The organism is Pseudoalteromonas sp. XMcav11-Q, assembly GCF_040104525.1.
GTDB lineage: Bacteria > Pseudomonadota > Gammaproteobacteria > Enterobacterales > Alteromonadaceae > Pseudoalteromonas.
The window spans coordinates 64,584-89,169 of sequence record NZ_JBECOX010000013.1 but is presented as its reverse complement, the minus strand read 5'-3'; the positions used below and the strand labels follow the sequence as shown (position 1 = coordinate 89,169).

At 45.0% G+C, this 24,586-nt stretch carries 26 protein-coding genes and 1 pseudogene; 4 read left to right on the top strand and 23 right to left on the bottom strand.

The annotated features are described in order from the left end of the window. Positions 1-162 precede the first annotated feature (162 nt). Positions 163-852, top strand: a complete 690-nt coding sequence (locus ABMY45_RS18860) for an SAM-dependent methyltransferase (RefSeq protein WP_010607755.1) — start codon at positions 163-165, stop codon at positions 850-852. 32 nt (positions 853-884) lie between these two features. Here ABMY45_RS18860 and dtd read toward each other — a convergent pair whose 3' ends face one another. The 3 genes from dtd to ABMY45_RS18845 are packed head-to-tail and all read right to left on the bottom strand — an operon-like array spanning position 885 to position 3,213. Further along, positions 885-1,325 carry a D-aminoacyl-tRNA deacylase gene (dtd, locus tag ABMY45_RS18855; protein ID WP_349289336.1) on the bottom strand — a complete coding sequence of 147 codons (441 nt, stop codon included), beginning with the start codon at positions 1,323-1,325 and terminating at the stop codon, positions 885-887. A gap of 19 nt (positions 1,326-1,344) precedes the next feature. Then, a complete protein-coding gene (locus ABMY45_RS18850; protein ID WP_349289335.1) occupies positions 1,345-2,289 on the bottom strand; it encodes an alpha/beta fold hydrolase in 945 nt (314 codons plus the stop codon). 42 nt (positions 2,290-2,331) lie between these two features. After that, a complete protein-coding gene (locus ABMY45_RS18845; protein WP_349289334.1) occupies positions 2,332-3,213 on the bottom strand; it encodes a virulence factor BrkB family protein in 882 nt (293 codons plus the stop codon). Positions 3,214-3,370: 157 nt separating this feature from the next. On the opposite strand from ABMY45_RS18845, the gene ABMY45_RS18840 reads away from it, so the two are divergent. Beyond that, complete coding sequence (locus ABMY45_RS18840) at positions 3,371-4,018, top strand: DUF2959 domain-containing protein (RefSeq protein WP_237117205.1); 648 nt, start codon at positions 3,371-3,373, stop codon at positions 4,016-4,018. Positions 4,019-4,103: 85 nt separating this feature from the next. Here ABMY45_RS18840 and ABMY45_RS18835 read toward each other — a convergent pair whose 3' ends face one another. The 6 genes from ABMY45_RS18835 to ABMY45_RS18810 form a co-directional block, all read right to left on the bottom strand. Further along, entirely contained in the window at positions 4,104-4,760 is a 657-nt protein-coding gene (locus ABMY45_RS18835) for a hypothetical protein (protein ID WP_099031124.1), read from the bottom strand. A gap of 300 nt (positions 4,761-5,060) precedes the next feature. Then, positions 5,061-5,720 carry a 3-oxoacid CoA-transferase subunit B gene (locus tag ABMY45_RS18830; protein WP_045990408.1) on the bottom strand — a complete coding sequence of 220 codons (660 nt, stop codon included), beginning with the start codon at positions 5,718-5,720 and terminating at the stop codon, positions 5,061-5,063. Then, on the bottom strand, positions 5,720-6,424 hold the full coding sequence (locus ABMY45_RS18825) for a CoA transferase subunit A (protein WP_349289354.1): 705 nt from the start codon (positions 6,422-6,424) through the stop codon (positions 5,720-5,722). Before ABMY45_RS18825 ends, ABMY45_RS18830 begins: the two co-directional genes overlap by 1 nt. A gap of 8 nt (positions 6,425-6,432) precedes the next feature. Beyond that, positions 6,433-7,188 (bottom strand): 3-hydroxybutyrate dehydrogenase, encoded by a 756-nt coding sequence (locus ABMY45_RS18820; RefSeq protein WP_206471665.1) that lies wholly within the window; start codon positions 7,186-7,188, stop codon positions 6,433-6,435. Between the two features lie 13 nt (positions 7,189-7,201). Further along, positions 7,202-8,380, bottom strand: coding sequence for a homoserine O-acetyltransferase (locus ABMY45_RS18815; protein ID WP_349289333.1), 1,179 nt, complete (start codon positions 8,378-8,380; stop codon positions 7,202-7,204). 15 nt (positions 8,381-8,395) lie between these two features. Continuing rightward, positions 8,396-9,700, bottom strand: a complete 1,305-nt coding sequence (locus ABMY45_RS18810) for an SLC13 family permease (RefSeq protein WP_138580435.1) — start codon at positions 9,698-9,700, stop codon at positions 8,396-8,398. A gap of 248 nt (positions 9,701-9,948) precedes the next feature. Between ABMY45_RS18810 and ABMY45_RS18805 the strand changes: the two genes are divergently transcribed. Further along, on the top strand, positions 9,949-12,231 hold the full coding sequence (locus tag ABMY45_RS18805) for a TonB-dependent receptor (protein WP_349289332.1): 2,283 nt from the start codon (positions 9,949-9,951) through the stop codon (positions 12,229-12,231). A 97-nt stretch (positions 12,232-12,328) separates the two neighbouring features. After that, positions 12,329-12,994, top strand: a complete 666-nt coding sequence (locus tag ABMY45_RS18800; protein WP_102055898.1) for a response regulator transcription factor — start codon at positions 12,329-12,331, stop codon at positions 12,992-12,994. A gap of 4 nt (positions 12,995-12,998) precedes the next feature. Here the strand turns inward: ABMY45_RS18800 and ABMY45_RS18795 are convergent, their stop codons facing one another. The 14 genes and pseudogenes from ABMY45_RS18795 to rpsJ form a co-directional block, all read right to left on the bottom strand. Then, a complete protein-coding gene (locus ABMY45_RS18795) occupies positions 12,999-16,457 on the bottom strand; it encodes a PAS-domain containing protein (protein WP_349289331.1) in 3,459 nt (1,152 codons plus the stop codon). 97 nt (positions 16,458-16,554) lie between these two features. Beyond that, entirely contained in the window at positions 16,555-18,507 is a 1,953-nt protein-coding gene (locus ABMY45_RS18790) for a methyl-accepting chemotaxis protein (RefSeq protein ID WP_349289330.1), read from the bottom strand. A gap of 361 nt (positions 18,508-18,868) precedes the next feature. Then, positions 18,869-19,042: pseudogene (locus tag ABMY45_RS18785) on the bottom strand (30S ribosomal protein S17); the annotation flags it as partial. Between the two features lie 274 nt (positions 19,043-19,316). Next, positions 19,317-19,574 (bottom strand): 30S ribosomal protein S17, encoded by a 258-nt coding sequence (gene rpsQ, locus ABMY45_RS18780; protein ID WP_023398452.1) that lies wholly within the window; start codon positions 19,572-19,574, stop codon positions 19,317-19,319. After that, positions 19,574-19,765, bottom strand: a complete 192-nt coding sequence (rpmC, locus tag ABMY45_RS18775; protein WP_058031280.1) for a 50S ribosomal protein L29 — start codon at positions 19,763-19,765, stop codon at positions 19,574-19,576. The genes rpsQ and rpmC overlap by 1 nt, the downstream gene beginning before the upstream one ends. Further along, on the bottom strand, positions 19,765-20,178 hold the full coding sequence (rplP, locus tag ABMY45_RS18770; protein WP_095728988.1) for a 50S ribosomal protein L16: 414 nt from the start codon (positions 20,176-20,178) through the stop codon (positions 19,765-19,767). Before rplP ends, rpmC begins: the two co-directional genes overlap by 1 nt. A gap of 13 nt (positions 20,179-20,191) precedes the next feature. After that, positions 20,192-20,893: a 30S ribosomal protein S3 gene (gene rpsC, locus ABMY45_RS18765; RefSeq protein ID WP_010376374.1), complete on the bottom strand. Its 702-nt coding sequence runs from the start codon at positions 20,891-20,893 to the stop codon at positions 20,192-20,194. Positions 20,894-20,905: 12 nt separating this feature from the next. Continuing rightward, positions 20,906-21,238: a 50S ribosomal protein L22 gene (gene rplV, locus ABMY45_RS18760; RefSeq protein WP_010376375.1), complete on the bottom strand. Its 333-nt coding sequence runs from the start codon at positions 21,236-21,238 to the stop codon at positions 20,906-20,908. 12 nt (positions 21,239-21,250) lie between these two features. Further along, entirely contained in the window at positions 21,251-21,529 is a 279-nt protein-coding gene (rpsS, locus tag ABMY45_RS18755; protein WP_010376377.1) for a 30S ribosomal protein S19, read from the bottom strand. 16 nt (positions 21,530-21,545) lie between these two features. Further along, a complete protein-coding gene (gene rplB / locus ABMY45_RS18750; protein WP_010607737.1) occupies positions 21,546-22,370 on the bottom strand; it encodes a 50S ribosomal protein L2 in 825 nt (274 codons plus the stop codon). A 17-nt stretch (positions 22,371-22,387) separates the two neighbouring features. Further along, positions 22,388-22,690 carry a 50S ribosomal protein L23 gene (gene rplW, locus ABMY45_RS18745; RefSeq protein WP_095728987.1) on the bottom strand — a complete coding sequence of 101 codons (303 nt, stop codon included), beginning with the start codon at positions 22,688-22,690 and terminating at the stop codon, positions 22,388-22,390. Then, the gene (gene rplD, locus ABMY45_RS18740; RefSeq protein ID WP_088529602.1) at positions 22,687-23,289 is read right to left on the bottom strand and encodes a 50S ribosomal protein L4; all 603 of its coding nucleotides are present in this window, start codon (positions 23,287-23,289) and stop codon (positions 22,687-22,689) included. Before rplD ends, rplW begins: the two co-directional genes overlap by 4 nt. Positions 23,290-23,306: 17 nt before the next feature. Then, on the bottom strand, positions 23,307-23,942 hold the full coding sequence (rplC, locus tag ABMY45_RS18735; protein WP_010376387.1) for a 50S ribosomal protein L3: 636 nt from the start codon (positions 23,940-23,942) through the stop codon (positions 23,307-23,309). A gap of 27 nt (positions 23,943-23,969) precedes the next feature. Further along, the gene (gene rpsJ / locus ABMY45_RS18730) at positions 23,970-24,281 is read right to left on the bottom strand and encodes a 30S ribosomal protein S10 (RefSeq protein WP_010376390.1); all 312 of its coding nucleotides are present in this window, start codon (positions 24,279-24,281) and stop codon (positions 23,970-23,972) included. Positions 24,282-24,586: the final 305 nt, after the last annotated feature.

Genomic DNA, 24,586 nt, shown 5'->3' with positions numbered 1-24,586 from the left:
GTTTTGTTATTAGCCTGTTAAATGACTTTGAATCTAGTACGGATACACCCTACAAGATAAGCTCAGTGTAGGGAATAAAATGCGCCAAAACACTTATCCTTTAGTGTAAAAACTGGTGGACAAGCTGGCATTCACAAAATCCTCGTCTATGATGATGTTATCATGGGAGAATTTATTACGCATTCAGGCACTATCAGCAACGATTTTGTGGACCGGAGCCACCAACTAGGACACTTGCTATATTGGCATAAACAAGGCAGAAATAGCATCCAAGTGCGGCAAGAGAAATCGTTGAGATGGCTTCTGATAAACAACACATTACAATCCGTTGTGGAGTTAAACCACCCGGAGCACTTGTTATTTCCTCATTTAAAAACATTCGCGAGTCGCTGGCAGCAAGTCGCCCCGCCGACCAGCGTACTGGAGCTGGGTCTTGGCGCAGGTGCAATCCGTGATTACCTCAATGCCACTTATCCAAATTGTCATATTACCACCATAGATAACAACCCAGATGTGATCCATTGTTACAAACGCTACTTTGGCGGCGACCCTTTGTGCGATGTTAATTGTGTTGATGTATTTAAAGCGTTGCAACAAGGCAAACGCTACGATTGGATAGTGCTCGATTTATTTAGCGAACTTGAGCCCCCCATCTTCTTGTTTCAGCACCAGTTTTATCGCCTACTCAGAGCTGCTATTAATGATGGGGGCCGACTGTATATCAACTTTTTAACTGAGCATGAGTCGCAGCTCAAGCAACTTCAACACTTATTAATTACCAACTTTGGTAAAAAGCCCTTTATCGAAAAAGTGCCGGACTACGCCAACATAATTATCGAGGTTAAACGCTAACACTGGCTGACCCTAGTTTTTTCGTCAAATCACTATTCAACACTAAAATTAAAAGTCACAGGGCCGTCATTCAGTAAACTCACTTTCATATCCGCAGCAAATTGTCCCGTCGCGACTTTCAACCCTGCAGCCTTAGCTTGAGTCACAAAGTATTCGTAGAGTGTATTCGCTTGCTCAGGTGTTCCTGCGCTCGAAAAACTTGGCCTCATGCCTTTTTTGGTGTCTGCCGCCAAGGTGAATTGCGATACAACTAATAGTTCGCCTTCAATGTCTTTTAAACTTAAATTCATTTTTCCCTTGTCGTCAGTAAAAATACGGTAGTTACTTACCTTGTGCAGTAACTTATCCGCCGTTTGCTCTGTATCCGGCTTTTCAACGCCTAAAAGTAACAATATCCCCTGACGGATTTGGCCTACAATCTTACCTTCTACTTCTACCTTTGCTTCGCTGACCCTTTGAATTAGTCCTTGCACTACCTACCTCTTGTGACTGCTAATGATGCTGAATTTTGCACAGTAATAGATCAGCCGCTCGCCTTATTGCTTCTGCGTAAACGGAGTTAGCACAACAATGCCCAACCCCATTTAAAATCAGCAACTGCGCCTTAATGCTTTGTGCTAACTGATGAACTGGTGCGTACCGACACATTAAATCATGCCGACTGTGAATAAACCAGATAGGTAAGTGATTGAGCTGATGTGCATCTGCTGTAATTTGCTGTGTTTTGATAAAGCACTGGTGACTAAAAAAATGCACCATATGCTGTGCTTTACTGAGCTGCTTGTCTGCTTTGCAGAGCCTAATACCTTGCGTATCGCTATCCGTTGTGATCAGATTATCCCACTCACACCAGCGCTGCGCCGCTTTTCTTTTGAGTAACTCATCCTCGCCAAAAAGTGCCGAATGATAATGGTCTAGCAAGGATTCCACAGTTTGTGCACCTTGTGCAAAGGCAAGATACTGCTCTGGATAAATTTGTGCGGGGGCACCTTGGCTACCATAAAGCCAATGAAGATCCGCCTCATTGCCCAAAAAACTCGACCACAACACCATCCCCAAGACATCTTCACGATGTTGCTCAGCATAAAGCAGTGCCAGCATGGCACCGAAAGACTCCCCGGCGAGTACAACCTTTTGCAGCCCTAAATGCGCACGAATGGAATGAATATCTTTCAGCAGGTTCGCGGTATTTATATTACCAAAGTCAGCAGGCGTTGAGTTGCCACAGCCTCGCTGACTAAACAGGATGATGCGGTATTTTTGTGGATTGAAATAACCGAGCACATTACGAGAATGGCCCTGACCTGGGCCACCATGCAGCATGATAAGTGGTGTGCCATCACTGCAGCCATATTCCTCTATGCCCAATTGATGTCCTTCACCTACCGCGAGATGAAAGCGACGCAATGCATCGCCATGTTGATACAATAAGCTCATAACTCCCCCTTGGGGGCTTAAGCTAACCGTTATCGGTAAAAGCTAAAGTCCCTGCGCGTCTGGTGGGTCAAACTCCGAGCTTGCATCTAGTCCTGCAGCTTCCATATCTTGGGTTAAGCACACGGTAAACTCAGCACCTAACAACACCACTATCCAAGATAAATATACCCAAACAAAAAGAATAGGTACTGTTGCGAGTGCTCCATAGATAACTTCGTATGAGGGAAAATGGCTAATGTATAATGCAAAGCCTTTTTTCGTTAGCTCGAATAACAAAGCTGCAAACAAAGCACCCGGAACCGCGGCTCGAAATGACACACTGGTATTTGGTACTAAAGTATAGAGCATGATGAAGCCAACCATAGAAATTAAATAGGGCAACATCTTAATTAGTGCACCACTAAACCCTGGGATCCCTTGATCGGCAAATGTCACTAAAGAAACGATATAAGATGTCATACCAATACTCGCGCCCAATAGCACAGGGCCAAGCGTGAGCACCATCCAATAAATCGCAAACGAAATCATCAATGGACGTTTTTGCTTTACTCGCCAAATTCGGTTGAGCGTGGTGTCAACATTACGAATAAGTAATAAAGCCACGACGGCCAAAAAACTCACCCCCACAGCTGTCATCTTATTCGCGTTGCCAGTAAACGCACTGATGTGCTCTTTAATGGTGTCCGTCGATGTTGGCACAAAGTTATTGAACACAAAGTTTTCAATTGCAAAACGCGTATCTTCAAATCCAGGAAACGCCGAAAAAATTGCTACACCCACCGCAACTAAAGGGACTAACGATAACAGTGTAACATACGCTAAATAGCCCGCGTTGACCGTGATCTGGTCCTCAATACAACGCTTACTATAGCGGCGCCACCAGCTAGGCTGAGAATGTAAGAATCGCAGTGCTACGATCTTCATTTCGGTTATTCTTTGCATCATAATCAAGTTAATATTCATGGATCACTTTACACATCATAACAATCCCCGCCATAATTTATAGCGCTAAATAGTAATATATAACGACGGTCACATGGCCACTTACTGATTATTGACCTTCTAGAGCCCGGGAGTGCAAATGAAGAAACTCACCTTAAGCGCAGTGTTACTTTTACTCGTTACTGGCTGCCAAAGTGCCTATTACGCCACCATGGAAAAGTTTGGTGTGCATAAACGCGAGATATTGGTTGATCGTGTCGAAGAAACAAAGGAGTCCCAAGAGGAATCACAAAAAGAGTTTCAATCGGCATTGGAAAGACTCACCACGTTAATTAATTTTAATGGTGGTGAATTACAAGAAGCCTATAACCTGCTTAACGATGACTACCAATCATCCCTTGCCGCTGCTGCTGAAGTAAGTAGCAATATAGACAAAGTGGAAGACGTGGCAAACGCGCTATTTGACGAGTGGCAAGATGAACTTGAGCAATATTCGAGTGCAAACCTAAAACGTGAGAGTGCTAAGCAATTAAGTCAAACACAGCGCCAATTTGAACGCTTACTTCGCTCAATGCGCAGCAGTGAAGCCAAAATGCAACCCGTACTCGACTCACTACAAGATAATGTGCTGTACCTTAAGCACAACCTAAATGCACAAGCGGTAAGCGCTATTAAAGGTGAGTTTACGGGGTTAAAGCGTGATATTAGCGCCCTAATCGCAGATATGAACCGCTCTATTGAAGATTCGAACAAGTTTATTGCTGAGATGAGTGCACGTAGCGCGTAATAGACAGCATCTGCAAAGATAGATTTCACGATATCAGAAAGTTGCTTCCTGATATCGTGGTAATTTTGTGTGTAAAGCCAGACGTTTAACCTTTATTGATAAGATCTTCAATGATGCCATTCATTTCCATTGGCATTTGCGCCAATACAGCATCATATCCATCTGCCAATACCAAGTCTTTTTCTATGTAAGAAACCACCGCTTGATTCTCCAAATCGATGATTCCGCCAAATGCCGTTACACGATTTACGCCCGGTACAGGGATCCCACCAGAACTATCAACATGTAGTACGATCACTCTGTTAAAGTTAAACCCTTTATCCTTGATCACTCCTGTCGACTTTAGCGTCTTAGTCAGCTTTTGTATTGCTCCGGTAAGATCATCTGCAATGCGCTGAGCCGAACCTGTAAGCGCATAATTTCCTTGATTAACATGCCTACGCATGTTTTCACCCACAGTCCAAGACAAGTTACCAACCACATCATATAACTGTTGGCTTGAAACAACGGACGCACCATGTTTTCCCGTTACGCCAGCGGTAATAGCTAAACCCACTTCACGGTCGTTTCCTGGAACACCATGCAGCGAAACCGGGAATATCAATACAGGTTGTTGGGCTGAAAGTGTGATTGGAAATTCATATGCCGTATTTTGTTTAACCTCAGTAGAAGTAGAAACACAAGCAGTCAAAGAAATAGTAAATAGAGAGGCTAGTGCTAAACGCACGATATTTTTTGTCATTATATAGTTCCTTTACGTGATAATTAACTCCCGACAACCCAGCTGAGAGCGCGTTGAAACGCGGCGCAAATTATGTGACAAATCGTAACCACAATCAATAATAAAGTACTAGATAAAAGTGCATTTTCTTCATACTAAGCAGCTGAGGGATAATTAAGGGAAAAATAGGACTTTTAGATAACCGAGAAGAAATTTTGGTTACAAGCCACCTTGTGACAGCAGCGTAGAATAACAAATGTAGCGCAGCTCGCGATACAGCCAACTGCGTGCATAGTGTGGTAACTCAGCTTTAGTGCAATCCTAGCTAAATACCATCTCCGGTACGTCATCAGGGCAAATCAATATGCCTGCGGTTTTGGCTTGAATTTCCGCGACGCTAACACCTGGAGCTCGCTCAAGTAAATGAAACGCGCCACCTTTGACTTCAAGCAGCGCGAGATCGGTTACTATCTTATTGATACAGTTTACGCCGGTGAGCGGTAAACTGCAGTGCTGTAGCAGCTTGGACTCGCCTTGTTTATTCGCATGCGTCATGGTGCAAATTATATTTTTAGCCCCAGCGACAAGGTCCATCGCGCCACCCATGCCCTTGATAAGCTTACCCGGGATCATCCAGCTGGCAAGATTACCTTGCTGATCTACTTCAAAAGCGCCAAGCACCGTCAGGTCCACATGACCACCACGGATCATTGCAAAGCTTTCTGCCGAACTAAAAATGGCAGCTCCTGTACGGGCCGTAACGGTTTCCTTACCCGCGTTGATCATATCCGCATCCACTTCCTGCTCGGTCGGATAAGCGCCCATGCCTAATAAGCCGTTTTCCGATTGCAGCATCACATCCATGCCCTGTGGCACATAATTGGCCACCAGCGTGGGGATCCCAATGCCAAGGTTGACATAAAACCCATCTCTTAATTCCTGTGCCACTCGCATGGCCATTTGCTCTCTGGTTAATGCCATTATGCTTGCTCCTTCACAGTACGTTTTTCGATGCGTTTTTCAAACTGCCCTAGAATCACTCTGTCGATATAAATTCCGGGGGTATGAATTTGGCTCGGCTCGATTTCGCCGGGCTCTACAATTTCTTCCACTTCAACGACGGTAATTTTTCCAGCCGTTGCAGCCATTGGATTAAAGTTCATCGCGGTGTGGCGATAAACACAATTGCCAAAACGGTCTGCTTTCCACGCTTTCACAATGGCAAAGTCTCCCGTAATACTCGGCTCTAAAATATATTCTCTATCATCAAACGTTTTTACCTCTTTGCCCTCAGCGACGGGTGTACCAACGCCTGTTGCGGTATAAAAAGCGGGGATCCCAGCTCCACCTGCGCGCATCTTTTCTGCAAGTGTCCCTTGTGGAGTTAATTCAACTTCCAATACACCGCTCAATAACTGCTGCTCAAACAAGGCGTTTTCTCCCACGTAGGAAGCCACCATTTTACGGATCTGCTTATCCTCAAGCAAAATCCCTAAACCAAACCCGTCTACTCCGCAGTTATTAGAAACCACGGTTAAGTCCTTTGTGCCCATGTGGCGTATTTGGCTTATCAAACCTTCAGGGATCCCGCATAAACCGAAGCCCCCGGCAATCACGGTCATGCCATCACACAGTCCTGCCATTGCTTCTTCGTAGCTTACGACTACCTTATCAAATCCAGCCATCATTCCTCCTATTGCACTGTCCAGCCGCCGTCCAGCACAATGGCTTGGCCAGTAATGTTGCGTGACTCATTTGCGAGTAAAAAATTGACAGCATGCGCAATCTCATCCAACCCTATAAAGGCCTTTTTCGGCATTGGCGCCAACATAATATTGTTTATCACTTCATCTTCGCTGATCCCATGCTGTTTCGCTTGCGCGGTAATTTGCTGCTCTACCAATGGGGTTTTTACATAAGCGGGGCAAATGGTGTTCACGGTGATATCGCAGTCTGCGGTTTCCAGCGCCAATACTTTGCCAAATCCCATTAACCCATGTTTTGCAGCGACATAAGCAGACTTATATTTAGAAGCAACTAAGGCGTGGATAGAACCAATATTGACGATGCGGCCAAAGCCTCCTCTGCGCATATGCGGCAATACCGCCTTACACAACATGGCGGGGCCTGTTAGCATCACGTCTTGCAGCAATTGCCATTTATCTTCTGGATAATGCTCTAGTGCTTCAACATGTTGCACGCCTGCATTATTGATAAGCACATCAATGTTATCGTGCTGACGGATAAAGTCAGCGATGTCTTGCTTATTAGCGATATTGAGCGCAAACGCTCGTGCATTTCCTCCGTCACTGACGATAGACTCGGCTACCGTCTGTGCTTGCGCTAAGTTCAAGTCTACCAGTAATAGGCTGTAACCTTGTTTGCTCAGGGCCATCGCGATATAGCGACCAATGCCACTTGCAGCCCCTGTGATCAACGCCGTCTTCATCGTCACTCCTTGATTATTTTGCTAAGAACTGAGCAATGGTGTCAGCCTGTGATTGAATTGAAAAAATACCGTCTAAATGCCCCCAAACGCCTTCTATCTCTATGATCTGCACATCTTTATTCTTGGCTTTTAGGGTTTCTGCTAACTTACGAATGGGCTCAGGCCTTAATAACAAGTCATTGCTTGCAGGCATCAACAAAATCTTTGCTGTGATTTTATCGATAGCGCTATCAAAATTACCTTGCATGCCTGCGGTATATAGTTGCGAGGCGCGGACTAAGTACAAGATAGAATTCGCATCTTGCGTTTCAGCCCTCGCTCGTGCGCGCGTGGCTAGCGTTTGGCTGAGTTTAGGAAGCTGACGAATATCTTGTTTTGCTTTGGGATCAAGCACAATAAAGTCTGGAAAACTGGCGTTGTAAATAGCGGGGTGCATCGCGTCTTGCGTAATATTAAGCATCGTGGCTGTGAGTCCAGCAAGCGGCCTTTCCCCGTCGTAGTAGTCCCCGCCCTGCCAATTTGGATCAAGTCGGATAGGTAAAGCCCATTTCTCTAACGCCGCAACGGTCCAAGCATCCATCTTTGCCGCGCCAATCACATGAATTAAACGTGACACCTTTTCGGGATAGCGCACCGACCATTCTAACGCTTGGAAAGACCCCATAGACGCGCCCATCACCGCATGCAGTTTGTCGATACCTAAGCTATCTAATAATTGCTTTTGCACTTCAACAAAATCACCGATGGTCACCACGGGAAAGTCCAAGCCGTAAGGTTTGCCCGTTTTCGGATTAATAGACGCCGGACCCGTCGTGATCACATCTTTACTATGCCAGTTTGCATTGACCAAAGTATCTGCGCTTATCACAAAGTACTTATTAGTATCTATCGCTTTGCCCGGGCCGATAATGGCATCCCAGTAACCTGCCAACACGTCAGACTCTCGATACTTACCCGCAGCGTGAGATGTGCCAGAAAAAAAATGCGTGATCAAAATTGCATTGCTTTTGTCGGCATTTAATTTGCCATAGCTTTCCCAGCCGACCTTAACGTCAGGAATGCTGGCTCCAGACTCCGTAGTAAAATGCGCAAGTGTAAATGCCCGCTTTTCAACCAGCATAGGTTTGTTTGTCTCACTGCCATAGACAATGTGGCTGGCAACGAACAAGAGTAACAGGAAAATCTGCTTCATTGCTGTATCACTCCGTTAAAATAAGATGAATAGGGTTAATGCGAGGGCAACGCCCACCAGCGGCACGACCGCAGTCAACGCAGCCATGGACCAATATGCTCGTTGATGTGTTTCTTTACAGATGGCACGAATGGTTGTGACCACATAACCGTTGTGCGGTAAGGTATCCAAAGCACCTGAGCTAATAGCGACAACACGATGTAATTGTTCTGGATTGACACCCGCATCAATGTAGTGCGGTGCCACTAAAGGTAACGCAATGGCTTGCCCACCGGATGCCGAACCAGTTAAACCGGCTATTACACTTACCGCCACAGCGGCGCCAAGTAGCTCATTACCCGGCATCTGTGTCATCATATCGACCGCTAATTGAAATGCCTCGGTGTTTTTTGCTACCGCACCAAAACCCACTACTGCACTGGTATTACCGATAGCAACTAACGCACCTGTTGTACCTAAGTTAATCGCGGCCCCCATGTTGTGAAAATGCTTAAAGTTAATCGCAACAATACTGAGTACACCGCCAAGTAGAGCTACAATAAGTGCACTTTGCTGCAGCACATCATGAAGTGTAAAAGATAAAATCAACACCACGATTAGAGGTAGTACGCCAGTGATTGGATGAGGATAGTTACGTTCATGAATTTCAGGGTCGTCGTCTTTCGCCTCAAAGTGCTCACCATTTGCCACCGCTTTGGCTATCATCTTTTTCAACCACCAATAGCCCGTAATAGCCATAAACGTGGCGACCACTAGACTGACTTCCCAAGCCGCATAAGGCGAAGTGCCTAAATATTTTATTGGGATCCAGTTTTGAATTTCAGGGGAGCCTGCCGAAGTCATGGTAAAGGTGACTGAGCCGAAGGCCAGAGTTGCGGGAATAAAGCGCCTTGGTAAATTGGCATCTTTAAATAAGCTAAGCGCCATAGGATAGACAGAGAAAGCGACAATAAAAACACTGACACCACCATACGTTAACACAGCACAGGCAATCACCACCGCTAATACTGCATGTTTCATACCTAACTTGTCGACAATATAGCGTGCCACGCTGTCGGCAGCACCGCTGTCTTCCATGAACTTACCGAACAAAGAGCCAAGCAAGAACATGAAAAACCAAGCACTCAAAAAGCCAGCAAAGCCATCCATATAAAGTGTAAGAAAGCTGCTTTCTACAGCTTCTGTGGGAAATAGCGCAACGCCACTCGTTAATGCGACCAATAAAGCGCAAAGTGGAGCTGCGATAAACAAGTTTACGCCACGGAGAGTTAGCCAAATAAGCAGGCCAAGTCCTCCTGCCAGTCCAAGCATACTGAGCATAAGGGCTTCCTTTTATTGTTATTAATGCCCGTTATAAGTTGATGTGTTGGGCATACTGTTGATGAATATCAGTGTGGCGTGCAGGCGCAATAAAAACCATAGTACTAAGGTTATAGAAGCCCTACACCCCGTGTTAATCCTAGCGTATCAAGGCATTAGTACTAAGGTACTAATAGAAAAACTTTACAACTCCCCTATGCTTTGGTGTGACAACAAGCACCCAAAATGACAATAATAGGGACCACAGGATGAACATTTACCAACCTAGATATTCAGCTATCGCGTTGGCTATTACACTCGCAACTCAAGTCAGCCCAGCGGCAGCAGAACAAGCAACACAATCAGAAGGCAAGCTAGAACGCATTGAAGTCACGGCGCGTAAGACGGTAGAAAACCTTCAAACCGTTCCAGTTGCAGTGACTTCTATCGGTGAAACCGATCTACTCGAAAATGGCATTTCGATACTCTCTGAAGTCCAGCAGTTTTCACCCAATACCACACTTCAAGCTAGCCGAGGCACTAACTCTACCCTCACTGCCTTTATTCGTGGTGTCGGGCAACAAGACCCATTATGGGGTTATGAACCTGGTGTCGGCATTTACGTCGATGACATTTATTTAGCAAGGCCGCAAGGGGCCGTACTCGACCTCCTTGATGTACAACAGATTGAAGTACTACGTGGACCGCAAGGAACGCTATATGGCAAAAACACCATTGGTGGTGCAATAAAATATGTCACTAAGGAAATGTCTGGCGATGCGACATTTAACGTGGAGGGAACGGTTGGTAGTTATAATCAACGCGATCTTAAGATCACAGGTCAATTGCCGCTCGTGGAAGACACGCTCTATCTAGGTTATGGCTTTGCTACTTTGAATCGAGATGGTTTTGGCGAGTTCAAGGTTTCAACGCTACCCGGCCAAGACAAGGAAAACTACAATAAAGAAATTCAAGCTGCGCGGTTAACTTTGGAATATCGTCCAAGCGACGATTTGTTCTTCCGGTTAGCATGGGATAAAACCGACGATGACTCCAACTCTAAAGGGGGTTATCGCTTGTTGCCGAGCTTACTGACTGACGCCCCCGTGCCCGACAGCGTATTTGATTCTTACACCAGTATGCCAACTTGGAATAAAGTCGAGCTTGAGGGATATAGTTTGACCGCTCGCTGGGATCTTTCTGACGCCACCACGATAAAATACATCGGTGCTAGCCGAGATAGTTACTCCCCGACCAATATCGACTTTGATAATACGCCATTACGGATCTTTGATGTACCCGCCATTTATGATGACGAGCAAACCACGCATGAGATACAGCTAAGCCATGCAGGTAACGGCTATAAATTTGTCTCAGGTCTATATTATTACGATGGCGAATCATGCGGTCAATTCCAAGCAATTTTGGAAGTGTTAGGACAAAGCTTGGGCGCTCCCGGTCTTACGCGAGAAGTCAGTGGTTGTAACAACTCAAATAGTAAAGCCGCGTACATTCAAGGCACCATTGATTTAGCAGCGCAGTGGTCGCTCACATTGGGCGCTCGTTATACTAAAGACAGCAAAGAGGCACAAGTCAGCAATGGTTTGGTCTTTGATGTCGTGTATCCCGAATCAAATTGGATCCCAGGTTATACACGCCCTGCTGGTGAACTCGTACCGTCAGTGCTTGATGATGAAGAAGATTGGTCACGGTTTACACCAAGAGTGGGAGTGGAATACCAATACAACCGCGATATTATGTTCTTTGCCAGCTATGCTCAAGGGTTTAAATCCGGCACCTTCAACCCCAGAGCCAGCACCGCAGAGCCTGCTGCAGACCCTGAAATCGTAGATTCATTCGAAATCGGAATGAAAAGCGAGTGGAACGATAATCTAAGAGCCAATATCACGCTATTCACGTTAGATCACAAAGACCGCCAATATATTTCCGTATTGCCCGGTGCAACTTCTGCCGATCTAAACCAACGACTTGGCAACATTGGTAAGTCTACAGCAAATGGTATTGAAGCCGAGCTGAGCTATGTCGCTACAGAGGCGCTGAGTTTTGACGCCGCAATAGGATATATAGACAGCGACTTCGAAGAGGTACTCGACACTAACCCAGACACAGGCGCGACATTTGACAAATCAGACCGCTTTAGTATTTCTAACACCCCTGATTTAACTTTTAACCTTGGGGCGACATACAAACTCTACAGTGATATTGGCGATTGGGTATTCAATGCCAGCTACTACCATCGTGGTGATTATGTCTTATTTGAGGAAGATAGCCTACTGACGCAGGATAGCTATGGTTTAGTCAACCTGAGTATTAATTGGTATAGCACAGACGGCAATTGGCGTGTTGGTCTTCATGGGAAAAACCTGACCGATAAAGAATATATGATAGGAGGCTATCAGTTCGTGACACCAGACCCGAGCGATCCGAGTAATGTGAGTAAGTACACGCCGGGGCTTGGTGGTGATAATACTTTGATAGGCTACTTTGGCGACCCAAGAACCGTTTCGCTTACCGTGGGTTATCGTTTTTAGCACCGAAAGCGAGGCTGCAAGGGAGCCTCGCTATCTCAATCACTTGATGTAGTTTTGGAAATACCCTATAACAACGGATACTAGGAGTTAGTTAAGGATGCCTCAGGTGCAAGCAATTATCGCTGATGACCACCCATTATTTCGCAGCGCACTCAAACAAGCCGCTGCACAAGCGATTGGTCATGACCCTATCAAAGAAGCCAGTACCTTAGACAGCTTATTCGAGATGTTGCTCGCGCATCCTGAAACAGAGCTAGTATTTTTGGACTTATCTATTCCTGGCGCGAAAGGTCTCGAAGGTCTTGCCCGGTTAAGAAATCAGTATCCAGACATATTAGTGATCATGGTTTCAGCCAACGAATCGGCAGCCATTATTAGCCAATGCATTGCCCTCGGGGCAAGCGCTTATATTCCCAAGTCTTCCTCACTAGAGGTGATCAGTGATGCCATCAAGCTCGTTATTGAAGGAGAAACTTGGTTACCCGAAATCGTGGATATCGCGCCTGAAAATGACAGCGAACAAGCGCAATTTGCGCGTAATTTAGAAAAGCTAACTCCCCAGCAATATCGAGTATTAACCATGATTGCCGACGGCCTTTTGAATAAGCAGATTGCGTATGCAATGTCGATTCAAGAGACCACCATCAAACAGCATGTTTCAGCTATTTTAAAAAAGCTCAATGTGTATAACCGCACCCAAGCTGGGATCCTCTTTAATCAGCTGGCTACGGATGTGCATCTCGACGATGAAGCGAGCACATAAACAACTAGATTAGTCGCTTAATCATGCGCTTTAGGGCAGGCGTTTTAAGTGGTTTATAGAGTAATGGGATCCCTGCATCACTCACTCGCTCTCGGATGGCCTCGTCATGGTTAGCTGTGTTAATAATGATTGGCATATCATCAAGCGCAAGCGCTGCTATTACCTCAAGTCCAGTGATTCCATGATCAAGCTGATAATCCGCGATCAGCATATCTGCACGACTCGTTGCTTGCAGCGCGCTAAGCTCTGCTTCATCTCGCGCCACAGCTACTTGACACCCCCAACTTAATAATACTTGAGATAATGCATTAAGTGCGTTGGCATCATTATCTAGCAACCAAATAGATAGCCCCGATAATTGTGTATCACCGCTGGGTTTGTCAGCGGTTACTTCGGTCTTTTGATCCGTCTGCATTCCAAAACTTGGCAGTGTTAAGGTAAATTGTGTGCCTTTATTAAGTTGTGAGCCAAGGGTGATGGGAATTTCCAACACTTCGCAAATTCGTTTGCTGATCGCAAGTCCAAGTCCTAACCCCTGCGCTAGCTCTTTACTGTGAAGCTGTTTGAACTCTTGAAATATGGCGTCCTGATCTTGCTTTGCAATGCCCACGCCTGTGTCTTCAACAATGATAGAAACACTCTCCCCCTGACATTCAGCAATAAGCCTTACCGTACCAGACTCAGTGTAACGGATAGCGTTACTCAGTAAGTTTCCCAATACCCTTTTTAGCAGTGCTTTATCGGTGTAGAGCATGACATCACAAACCTGCACAATAAACGCTAATCCTTTGTCTTTCGCTACCGCCCCATATTCATTTTCCAATGGTTCCAGCAGTGACGACAATGCAAAGCGCGAGCGATTAACCTTAAACGCCCCAGCCTCTAACTTTGTGAGCTCAAGAATGCTCGACAACAGTTCTTCAGCACTTGCCAATGAACTTTTGATGCTTTGCGAAAGCTCAGCTAAGTCGGTCCCTTGAGCCTTTTCACTCATCAATGAACAAAACAGGCTCGCTGCGTTAAATGGCTGTAACAGATCATGACTCGCTGCGGCGAAAAAACGGGTCTTACTCTCCGTTGCGTGCTCCGCTTGGCGTTTAGCAGAAGATAAAGCACGGTTGGCATCTATCAACTCTTTGGTCCTTGCCGCGACCGTTTCTTCTAGGTTTACATTAACTTGCTCTAGTAAGGATTGTTGTTTTACAAACTCGGTGATATCCGTATAGGTCGTTACAAATCCACCTCCAGGCAATGGGTTACCTTGCATTTCAAACACTCGACCATCGTGATGCTCGCGGCGGTAGCGATACGCATTGCCTCGTCGTAAATGTGATAAACGCTTCTCTACTTGCTGCTCGACATCAGCATCACCAAATAGTCCGCGCTGCGCATTGTAACGAATAAGCTCAGCCACAGGACGCCCAATAAACAGCGCATTGTCTGGATAATTAAACATTTCTGCGTAGCGCTGGTTCCAAGCGACCAATTGCAGTTGGCTATCTACTACACTTATCCCCTGACTGACGTTTTCTATCGTCGACTGCAGTAAGTCGCGATTAAAACGTAGCACCTGTGACGCTTCATCGACAAATTCTGCAACTTGCTCTAAAGGCTGGCGTTTTTCATCTTTGGCGACATCTAAAATCAATTTCGCAGATGCCCCACCAACGAGCGTCGACATCTCCCGCTCGATCATATTTTCCACTTGCAATGGCGCTGGCAGTTTCCAGTTTGCAGGTTCCTTAGGGAAGTGAAGCTCTACAAGCTGCTGCGCACGCGCTTGCTCGCTAAAGCGCTGCAGTAATGTTGCCAAATCCTGGAAACTCAATACCGTGTTAGCGGACTGTGCAGATTTGGACGGCATTACAAATTTATTGCTTTGTAAGCGCTCAGCAAGACGAGCGGATGAAATAAACGGCACCAGCAAATAAACCAACAAATTTGCACTTAAAGAAATCAGGACGGACTGGCTCGTATTGTCTAACCCCAGACCCAAAAAGTCTAAAGGTGCTAACCATGTGATATTCAAAGGCCCCGCACTCAACCAGTGACTTTCGAAGTTAAAGCCACTAATGAGGCTCGGTAACAATAGCGTGTAAAACCAAATAGCAAAACCCGTCACGATCCCCAATTGCGCACCTAAGCATGAAGCCCCACGCCACCATAAACCAACCACCATCGCGGGCGCAAACTGCGCAACCAAGGCAAATGACATCAGTCCCATATTGGCCAACGTGTTGCCCTCAGCAAGCACGCGATGACTGGCATAACTCAGTAATAAAATGCCAACAATAACCACCCGTCGAGCATTGAGCAGATTAAACTTAGATAAACCCCGATGGCTCGAATTTAACTGCGAGCGGCGTAACAAAAATTGATTGATAAAGTCATTGGTGATCATAATAGATAGCACGATGGCTGAGACTATCACCATACTCGTCGCCGCAGAGAACCCACCTAAAAAGGCTGTCAAAGCGACTAAAGGTGCATCAGATCCCAGTGGTAGGGCAAGCACAAACGTATCGTAACCAACATCTTGACCATTAAAATACACCAGCCCGGCATAGGCGATTGGCAAAATAAATAAATTAATCAGCAACAAATAAACTGGAAACAACCAGCGTGCGGTCTTAAATTGATTTTGTTCATCATATTCAATAAAAGAGGTATGAAACTGCCTCGGCAAACACAGCGTTGCTAATACCCCTAAAAGAACATGAACTAAATAAACATAGGTTGGGCTAGCCGATGCCTCTATTTGCTTGGTAATTCCCTGCTGTGCTGCCTGGTTAAATAAGTGAGTGGGCGATTCAAAGAGCACAAAACAGACATAAACACCAACGGCAATAAACGCCAGTAACTTAACTAATGACTCAAAGGCGATGGCAGTCATCAATCCCGGGTTATGCTCACTCGGTCTCAGCCTACGTGTGCCAAACAAAATAGCAAACAGGGCTAACAGCAAGGTGATGTAAAAAGTACTATCCTGCCAAAACGCGACACTCACCCGCTGAGTGTCGCTTGTTAGCATACCGATACTGGCGCTGGTGGCATTAAGCTGAAGTGCAATATAGGGCACAACCGCAATGACAGAGATCAGAGAAATGAGTCCAGACAAACTAGAAGAATTACCGTAACGAGTGGCAATAAAGTCCGCCATGGAAGTGAGCTGCTGCTGGCGGCATATTTCGGCAATTCGTGTGTAGACTTGCCAACCAAATATAAACAGTAAAATCGTGCCAACATAAGTTGGTGCAAGCCACCAGCCATTATTTGCCGCTTGCGCGGTAGTACCAAAAAACGCCCAAGAGGTGCAATACACCCCTAGTGACAAGGCATAGGTAACTTGCTTGGCACGATAAGATCTAAATTTAGTACTCGCCCTATCTGCGCCCCATGCAATGGTAAATAAAAGCGCTAAATACAGCAGCGCAATAAGACTGATCAGCCCGATAGAAAACATAACTGTGATGATTTTTTATTGTTTGCTCTAGCATAACGGCTGTACTGTAAAAAAACAGCACACTTTAGTGCTATCCCCCAATGCTTAGTATCATCACTTATAACCTAAAACTGCTCACCGACTTATCGAGTGTGCGGGATAAAGACAACAGCGATAATGCTTCGTCTGACGCGCGCTCGGCTCCCGTAGCAGTCTCTTGTGCAGTTTCACTGATTTCTGTCACACTTTGCGAAAGCTGCTGTGTAACCGTGTTTTGCTCCTCAGAAGCACTGGCAATTTGTAGATTCATATCTTTAATTGTGCTCACAGATGAAGAAATCGCTTGTAACACTTCATCCGTTTTCGCCGATTTGTCTGCTGTATCTTTAGCATCTTTAACGTTATCTCGCATCATGCCAACGGAGCGCTTCGCTTCATTTTGCAATTTAGAGATCATCTCTTGAATTTCATCTGTACTCTTCTGGGTGCGACTCGCAAGGCTTCTCACCTCGTCAGCCACTACGGCAAAGCCTCGTCCTTGTTCGCCTGCTCTTGCGGCTTCAATCGCTGCGTTGAGCGCCAACAAATTAGTTTGCTCCGCTATCCCCCTGATAACATCCAAAATAGAACCAACCGATTCTGTTTCTTGTTCAAGATTCTCAATGGTTTTGCTAACATTTTCTATTTTACCAACTAGGCCTTCCATTGCTTGCTGTGTTGCAACGACAACTTGAACACCTGAATTAGATTGAGAGTCCGCATCAGTCGCAGCATCTGCTGCGAGCTGGGCACTTTGGGTTATCTCAGCAATCGTGGCAGCCATTTCATTCATCGAAACTGCACTATGACTGAGTTGCTCCATTTGGTTGTCCGCCCCTTGTTTAGACTGGGCAGTGATAGTACTAAGTGTTTCTGACGAGGAAGACAATGCATGTGTGGAGCTTTGAATTTCTGCAATGATGGCTTTTAGTTTGTCAGCCATATCACGCATTGCCAAATAAATACCGCTCACCGATTCCCCCCTGTCAAATTGTATAGTGAGGTCACCTCTGGCAATCCTTGATGCCACTTCCGCGATCTCTTTTGGCTCCCCACCAATAGGGGCTTTGATTAGTCGTGTGATATACCAACTTAAAAAGCAGCCTAACAAAATCACCACAACAGATACTGCAATAATAATTGTTACTGTCTTCCTACTCTCACTTTGAGCTATGGGACCTAATTCATCCTGCCTTTCCTTGATCGATTCTTTCACACGTGCCAAATGCTCTGCGATATTTTGACCATTAATATTTAGTACTTCGGTAATCAGTCGATTTCTCTCTGTGATAATATCTTGTACTTCTCTCACTCCATCTAAGTAGCGTTCTCCTGATTGTTCTATATCAAACAGTAAATTTTTTGCATTTTCATTCATAAACCTAGACTTAGACTGAGTTAGAAACATCTTCTCTTGCTTTAGTTCATCCATGGCTCTGTTGTAGTCATTTAACTGGTTACTCACTAAGAATTTCGTTACGAAAAGTCTTCCTAGCAGCAGCTTTTCCTGCATATGTGTAGCAGCCGCAAGTCCTTCAAAGTCACCCATATCAATGCTAGATTCTATTAATTGCGAAATATTCTTGCGCATTTGAGGGCCTATTTTATCCAGCCCGTCATGAACCACAGTATTTCTACGACCATAAAGTGCCATAATCTCCCTAAAAGCAGTTTCATATGTAACCAAAGCTGTTTCACTTTTTTCAATAAGCTGCTTGCTTTCTTTTTGATTAAGAGCCTCCTTGGCTTCTGCTAATGCATCATGTAAAAGCTTCACTTTCTGTTCAAATTGTTCAATATCGTCTTTTGATTGCTGCTTCAAATAATTCAGCACATTGATCCTAAGTGAGAGCAAGTTAGCTTCCAATGTACTTGCTAGATTGCTCGCTCTTGCCAAAGAGCGATACTCAACAAAATTACTATAACCGCCATTCAATCCAATATAAGCGACGCTAGAGAGTGCAACCATAAGTACAATCATTACTCCAAATGAAGTAGATAATTGTTGGCTTAACCTTAACTTAGAAAGCATAAAAGCACCTGACATTGTATTTATAGATAAGCCCATCAGCATTCATAGATGCCAAAACTATTAACTTGTATTTAATACAATAATCATTGTCGTGTTTTTTGATTTAGTAAAGAAATGTACCGATTAAAAATCGAACAAAGTAAAATAACGACCTTTAATGCTCCATATTTATGATTATCTTGTTGTATAAGGAGCAGCGTATTACGTCCAGCACTGCGATAAAGCTATCTACTCTGGAACAAATAAGTATATAGAGGTAATAACCAACCATCTTCGTTGCGCTCAAACATACATCCATAAACGCAAAAGCCCCAGTTGATGCCGGGGCTTTATAAAAGTCTAATTTAGTTAAAAACTAAAATTAAGCTTTCTTAGGACGTTCAATCACGTCAACTAGCGTCCAAGATTTTTTCTTAGAGATTGGCGCACATTCGCGAATAGTCACGACGTCACCTGCTAGTGCCGTGTTGTTTTCATCGTGTGCGTGCAACTTAGTTGTACGCTTGATGCTTTCTTTCTATAAAGAGTACCGTAGATCGGGTGGTTATACCAATTGCACTAAGTCTCCAATCAATTTGAAGGGTGAAATACCATATTAGCGTCGTTAAAAATTTCTCATTTAGAACAACTAAATAGCAAAATTTTTGCCTAGCTACTAAAGCTATTTCTCCGCTTCAAATTGCTCATTTACCTAATACAATTGGTATTAACCTGACGCTCGATAGCTATTTATAAAAATTATCCATAAACGCAAAAGCCCCAGCAGATGCCGGGGCTTTATAAAAGTCTAATTTAGTTAAAAACTAAAATTAAGCTTTCTTAGGACGTTCAATCACGTCAACTAGCGTCCAAGATTTTTTCTTAGAGATTGGCGCACATTCGCGAATAGTCACGACGTCACCTGCTAGTGCCGTGTTGTTTTCATCGTGTGCGTGCAACTTAGTTGTACGCTTGATGAACTTACCGTAGATCGGGTGTTTAACCTGACGCTCGATAGCAACAACGATTGATTTGTCCATTTTATCGCTTACTACACGACCTTGAAGAGTACGGATCTTATCGCTCATTATGCACCTGCCTTCTGGTTAATAACCGTTTTAACACGCGCAATGTTGCGACGTACTTTTCTCAGTTCGTGAGTTTGAGCTAGCTGACCAGTGCTCGCTTGCATGCGCAGATTAAACTGCTCACGAAGTAGCTCTAGAAGTTCAGCATTTAGCTCTTCTACGCTTTTGTCTTTTAATTCGCTAGCTTTCATTACATTACCGTCCGAGTTACGAAAGTTGTCTTGAATGGTAGTTTACGAGAAGCAAGGTTGAATGCTTCACGAGCAAGCTCTTCAGAAACACCTTCCATTTCGTAAAGAACTTTACCAGGCTGAATTTCAGCAACCCAGTATTCAACAGAACCTTTACCTTTACCCATACGAACTTCAAGCGGTTTTTCTGTAATTGGCTTATCTGGGAATACACGGATCCAGATTTTACCTTGACGCTTGACGTGACGTGTCATAGCACGACGAGCTGCTTCGATTTGACGAGCAGTCATACGGCCACGGCCAGTCGCTTTCAAGCCGAAAGAACCGAAGCTAACTTTGTTACCGCTGGTAGCCAGACCACGGTTGCGGCCTTTGTGTACCTTACGGAATTTTGTACGTTTTGGCTGTAACATTAGTCGCTACCTCTTACTTAGCACTTTTTTTAGCTTTCTTCGGCGCACGTTTAGCTGGCTTCTCTTGCTCTTGAACTAGTGGAAGACCACCAATTACTTCGCCTTTGAAGATCCAAACCTTAACACCGATGATACCGTAAGTGGTCAAAGCTTCTGAAGTTGCGTAGTCGATATCAGCACGTAGAGTGTGTAGAGGTACACGACCTTCACGGTACCACTCAGAACGTGCGATTTCAGCACCGCCTAGACGGCCGCTTACTTCAACTTTGATACCCTTAGCACCTAGACGCATTGCGTTCTGTACTGCGCGCTTCATAGCACGACGGAACATAACACGACGCTCTAGCTGAGAAGAAATACCGTCAGCAACTAATTGTGCATCTAGCTCTGGCTTGCGTACTTCTGCGATGTTGATTTGCGCAGGTACACCAGCAAGCTTAGTTACAGCTTGGCGAAGCTTTTCAACATCTTCACCTTTTTTACCGATAACAACACCAGGACGAGCTGTGTGAATTGTTACACGGATTGATTTAGCTGGACGCTCGATAACGATCTTAGCTACAGAAGCACTTTTCAATTCCTTAGTAAGGTATTGACGTACTTTGTGATCGCCAAAAAGCTGTTCAGAGAAATCTTTTGTATTCGCGTACCAAGTAGATACCCAAGGCTTTGAGATACCTAGGCGAATACCAGTAGGATGAACTTTTTGTCCCATTACTTATATCTCCTAGCTATCCGATACCACAACAGTGATGTGGCTTGTACGCTTAAGGATGCGGTCTGCGCGTCCTTTAGCACGTGGCATAATACGTTTCATTGTAGGACCTTCGTCTACAAATACTTTAGCCACTTTAAGCTCATCAATGTCAGCACCTTCGTTGTGCTCCGCGTTCGCGATAGCAGACTCAAGTACTTTCTTAACTAATACAGCCGCTTTCTTCGGGCTGTACGCCAGGATTTCTAGCGCGCGATCAACCGGAAGTCCACGGATCTGATCTGCCACTAGACGTGCTTTCTGCGCCGAACCAGAGGCGAATTTGTGTTTAGCTAATGCTTCCATCATACCCTCCGATTAACGCTTCTTAGCTTTCTTATCCGCAGCGTGACCGCGGTAAGTACGTGTAGGTGCAAATTCACCCAGTTTGTGACCGATCATTTCGTCTGTGATGAACACAGGAACGTGCTGACGACCATTATGGACAGCGATGGTCAATCCGATCATGTTAGGTATGATCATTGAACGACGGCTCCAAGTTTTAATTGGCTTCTTGTCACCGCTTTCCAACGCTTTCTCTACCTTCTTCAGCAAGTGTAGGTCAATAAATGGACCTTTCTTGAGAGAACGTGGCATGGCAATTCCTCAACTATTATTTAGTACGACGACGTACGATAAACTTATCAGTACGCTTGTTCTTACGAGTCTTGTAACCTTTAGTAGGTACGCCCCATGGAGATACAGGGTGACGACCACCAGAAGTACGACCTTCACCACCACCGTGTGGGTGGTCAATCGGGTTCATGGCAACACCACGAACTGTAGGACGGATACCACGCCAACGATTTGCACCAGCTTTACCTAGTGAACGTAGCATGTGTTCTGCGTTACCTACTTCGCCAAGAGTCGCACGACAATCAGACTCAACCTTACGAACTTCGCCAGAGCGAAGACGTAGTGTTACGTATTGACCTTCACGAGCAAGGATCTGTACGTAAGCACCAGCAGAACGTGCAATTTGTGCACCTTTGCCAGGTTTAAGTTCAACGTTGTGTACAGTAGAACCTACAGGGATATTACGCATAGGTAGTGTGTTACCAACCTTGATTGGTGCATCAACACCAGATTGGATTGCATCACCTGCTTTAAGACCCTTAGGTGCAATAATGTAACGACGCTCACCGTCTGCATATAATACAAGAGCGATGTTTGCGCTACGGTTTGGATCGTACTCTAGACGCTCAACTTTAGCTGGAATGCCATCTTTTGTGCGTGTAAAGTCGATTACACGGTAGTGCTGCTTATGACCACCACCGATGTGACGAACCGTGATACGACCGTTGTTGTTACGACCACCTGATTTAGAGTTTTTCTCTAATAGCGGAGCGTAAGGCTTACCCTTGTGTAGATCAGGGTTAACCACTTTAACGACGTGACGACGACCCGCAGAAGTTGGTTTACACTTTTGAAGTGCCATAATTCTAACTCCCCTTATTACTCGGCGCCGCCGACAAAGTCTAGCTCGCTACCTTCTTTAAGAGTAACGTATGCTTTTTTCCAATCGCTACGACGGCCAAAACGCATACCAGTACGCTTTGTCTTACCCTTAACATTTAGAGTGCGAACACCAGTTACTTCTACTTCGAAAAGCTTTTCAATAGCAGCTTTGATTTCTGCTTTGTTTGCATCTTTAGCTACTTTGAAAACGATAGTGTTGTTTTCTTCAGCAGATACAGTGCTCTTCTCAGAGATGTGTGGAGCAAGGATTACTTTTAAAAGACGTTCTTCACGGATCATGCTAGCGCCTCCTCAAGTTGCTTAACAGCAGCAGCAGTAATCAGAACCTTATCGAAAGCGATTAGGCTTACTGGGTCGATGCCAGCTACGTCACGCGTGTCAACCTTGTACAGGTTACGTGCAGAAAGGAATAGATTCTCATCTACTTCTTCAGTCACGATTAGTACGTCTTTAAGCTCAAGTTCTTTAAGCTTAGCTACTAGTTCTTTAGTCTTTGGTGCTTCTAGACCAAAGTTTTCAACAACTACTAGACGATCTTGACGAACAAGCTCAGAAAGAATGCTCTTGATCGCACCGCGATACATTTTACGGTTAACTTTTTGGCTGTGATCTTGCGGCTTAGCTGCAAAGCTCACACCACCGCTGCGCCAGATTGGGCTGCGGATTGTACCAGCACGTGCACGGCCAGTACCTTTTTGGCGGAATGGTTTCTTACCACCACCGCGTACTTCAGAACGTGTCAGTTGAGCTTTAGTACCTTGACGAGCACCTGCTGCATAAGCAACAACTACTTGGTGTACTAATGCTTCGTTAAACTCACGTCCAAAAGTAGCTTCGGAAACTTCAAGCGCGCCAGCGCCTTTAATTGCTAATTCCATCACTAAATCTCCAGGACTTATGCTTTAACAGCTGGTTTAACGATAACGTCACCGCCGATAGCGCCAGGTACTGCACCTTTAACTAAAAGCAAGTTACGCTCTGCGTCAACACGTACTAGTTCAAGGTTCTGTGTCGTTGAACGAACATTACCCATTTGACCGGCCATTTTCTTACCTTTGAAAACTTTACCAGGAGACTGGTTTTGACCGATTGAACCAGGAGCACGGTGAGATAGAGAGTTACCGTGAGTTGCGTCTTGCATGCTGAAGTTCCAGCGCTTAACACCACCTTGGAAACCTTTACCTTTTGAAGTACCAGTAACGTCTACTTTTTTCACTTCTGTGAAAAGTTCAACAGTTAGCTCTGAACCTACTTCAAATTCACCTTCACCGCCGTTAAGACGGAATTCCCACAGGCCGCGACCCGCTTCAACGCCAGCTTTAGCGAAGTGACCCGCTGCTGGTTTGTTTACACGGCTTGCTTTTTTCTCGCCTGCAGTAACTTGAAGCGCGTTATAACCGTCAGTTGCGTCAGATTTGATCTGCGTAACACGGTTAGGAGTCGCTTCGATAACTGTCACAGGGATAGATACACCATCTTCAGTGAAGATACGTGTCATACCCACTTTACGACCGACTAGACCTAATGCCATTTTCCTAAAACCTCTCTAATCTTCCGATTAACCCAGGCTGATTTGAACATCAACACCAGCAGCAAGGTCTAGGCGCATTAGAGCGTCTACAGTCTTGTCAGTTGGTTCTACGATGTCGATCAGACGTTTGTGGGTGCGGATTTCATACTGATCACGCGCGTCTTTATTTACGTGCGGAGAGATCAATACTGTGAAACGTTCTTTGCGCGTAGGTAGTGGGATTGGACCACGAACCTGTGCACCAGTGCGCTTCGCTGTTTCCACGATTTCCGCCGTTGATTGGTCAATCAAACGGTGGTCAAAAGCTTTTAGGCGAATACGAATGCGTTGATTTGACATTCTTAAACCTCAAAATAAAAAGAGCATTTAAAAAGAGCATAAAAAAACGACCGAGACTAACTCAATTATTCCTGAGAAGTCGGTTGTTAATTTATTTCTACCGTTGAACTCACAATTGGAGTTCCTGTTCATAGGGCCTGAAATCCAGACCTTTCATTTACTTTCCTAGACACTATGGTCAAGAAAGTCTGCATATTATAGTGATATTGGTGATAAATGCAACAACTAATACAAAGTAATTTTATCGCTCGGATCCGTAGGTGCTGTCGCGCAGATAAAGCGCATTGAACATACACAATATTTCA

Bases quoted from the DNA above. Each gene is read 5' to 3' on its own strand.
- rpsS (WP_010376377.1), bottom strand. From the start codon at position 21,529: ATGCCACGTTCTCTCAAGAAAGGTCCATTTATTGACCTACACTTGCTG.
- ABMY45_RS18815 (WP_349289333.1), bottom strand. From the start codon at position 8,380: ATGAAGCAGATTTTCCTGTTACTCTTGTTCGTTGCCAGCCACATTGTC.
- ABMY45_RS18805 (WP_349289332.1), top strand. From the start codon at position 9,949: ATGAACATTTACCAACCTAGATATTCAGCTATCGCGTTGGCTATTACA.
- ABMY45_RS18790 (WP_349289330.1), bottom strand. From the start codon at position 18,507: ATGCTTTCTAAGTTAAGGTTAAGCCAACAATTATCTACTTCATTTGGA.
- ABMY45_RS18850 (WP_349289335.1), bottom strand. From the start codon at position 2,289: ATGAGCTTATTGTATCAACATGGCGATGCATTGCGTCGCTTTCATCTC.
- ABMY45_RS18810 (WP_138580435.1), bottom strand. From the start codon at position 9,700: ATGCTCAGTATGCTTGGACTGGCAGGAGGACTTGGCCTGCTTATTTGG.
- ABMY45_RS18825 (WP_349289354.1), bottom strand. From the start codon at position 6,424: ATGGCTGGATTTGATAAGGTAGTCGTAAGCTACGAAGAAGCAATGGCA.
- rpsC (WP_010376374.1), bottom strand. From the start codon at position 20,893: ATGGGACAAAAAGTTCATCCTACTGGTATTCGCCTAGGTATCTCAAAG.
- ABMY45_RS18835 (WP_099031124.1), bottom strand. From the start codon at position 4,760: ATGACAAAAAATATCGTGCGTTTAGCACTAGCCTCTCTATTTACTATT.
- ABMY45_RS18830 (WP_045990408.1), bottom strand. From the start codon at position 5,720: ATGGCATTAACCAGAGAGCAAATGGCCATGCGAGTGGCACAGGAATTA.
- ABMY45_RS18820 (WP_206471665.1), bottom strand. From the start codon at position 7,188: ATGAAGACGGCGTTGATCACAGGGGCTGCAAGTGGCATTGGTCGCTAT.
- rplP (WP_095728988.1), bottom strand. From the start codon at position 20,178: ATGTTACAGCCAAAACGTACAAAATTCCGTAAGGTACACAAAGGCCGC.
- rplW (WP_095728987.1), bottom strand. From the start codon at position 22,690: ATGATCCGTGAAGAACGTCTTTTAAAAGTAATCCTTGCTCCACACATC.
- rplC (WP_010376387.1), bottom strand. From the start codon at position 23,942: ATGGCATTAGGTCTAGTCGGTCGTAAAGTGGGTATGACACGTATCTTC.
- ABMY45_RS18800 (WP_102055898.1), top strand. From the start codon at position 12,329: ATGCCTCAGGTGCAAGCAATTATCGCTGATGACCACCCATTATTTCGC.
- rplV (WP_010376375.1), bottom strand. From the start codon at position 21,238: ATGGAAGCATTAGCTAAACACAAATTCGCCTCTGGTTCGGCGCAGAAA.
- ABMY45_RS18840 (WP_237117205.1), top strand. From the start codon at position 3,371: ATGAAGAAACTCACCTTAAGCGCAGTGTTACTTTTACTCGTTACTGGC.
- ABMY45_RS18795 (WP_349289331.1), bottom strand. From the start codon at position 16,457: ATGTTTTCTATCGGGCTGATCAGTCTTATTGCGCTGCTGTATTTAGCG.
- ABMY45_RS18860 (WP_010607755.1), top strand. From the start codon at position 163: ATGGGAGAATTTATTACGCATTCAGGCACTATCAGCAACGATTTTGTG.
- rplD (WP_088529602.1), bottom strand. From the start codon at position 23,289: ATGGAATTAGCAATTAAAGGCGCTGGCGCGCTTGAAGTTTCCGAAGCT.
- rpmC (WP_058031280.1), bottom strand. From the start codon at position 19,765: ATGAAAGCTAGCGAATTAAAAGACAAAAGCGTAGAAGAGCTAAATGCT.
- rpsJ (WP_010376390.1), bottom strand. From the start codon at position 24,281: ATGTCAAATCAACGCATTCGTATTCGCCTAAAAGCTTTTGACCACCGT.
- ABMY45_RS18845 (WP_349289334.1), bottom strand. From the start codon at position 3,213: ATGAAGATCGTAGCACTGCGATTCTTACATTCTCAGCCTAGCTGGTGG.
- rplB (WP_010607737.1), bottom strand. From the start codon at position 22,370: ATGGCACTTCAAAAGTGTAAACCAACTTCTGCGGGTCGTCGTCACGTC.
- rpsQ (WP_023398452.1), bottom strand. From the start codon at position 19,574: ATGAGCGATAAGATCCGTACTCTTCAAGGTCGTGTAGTAAGCGATAAA.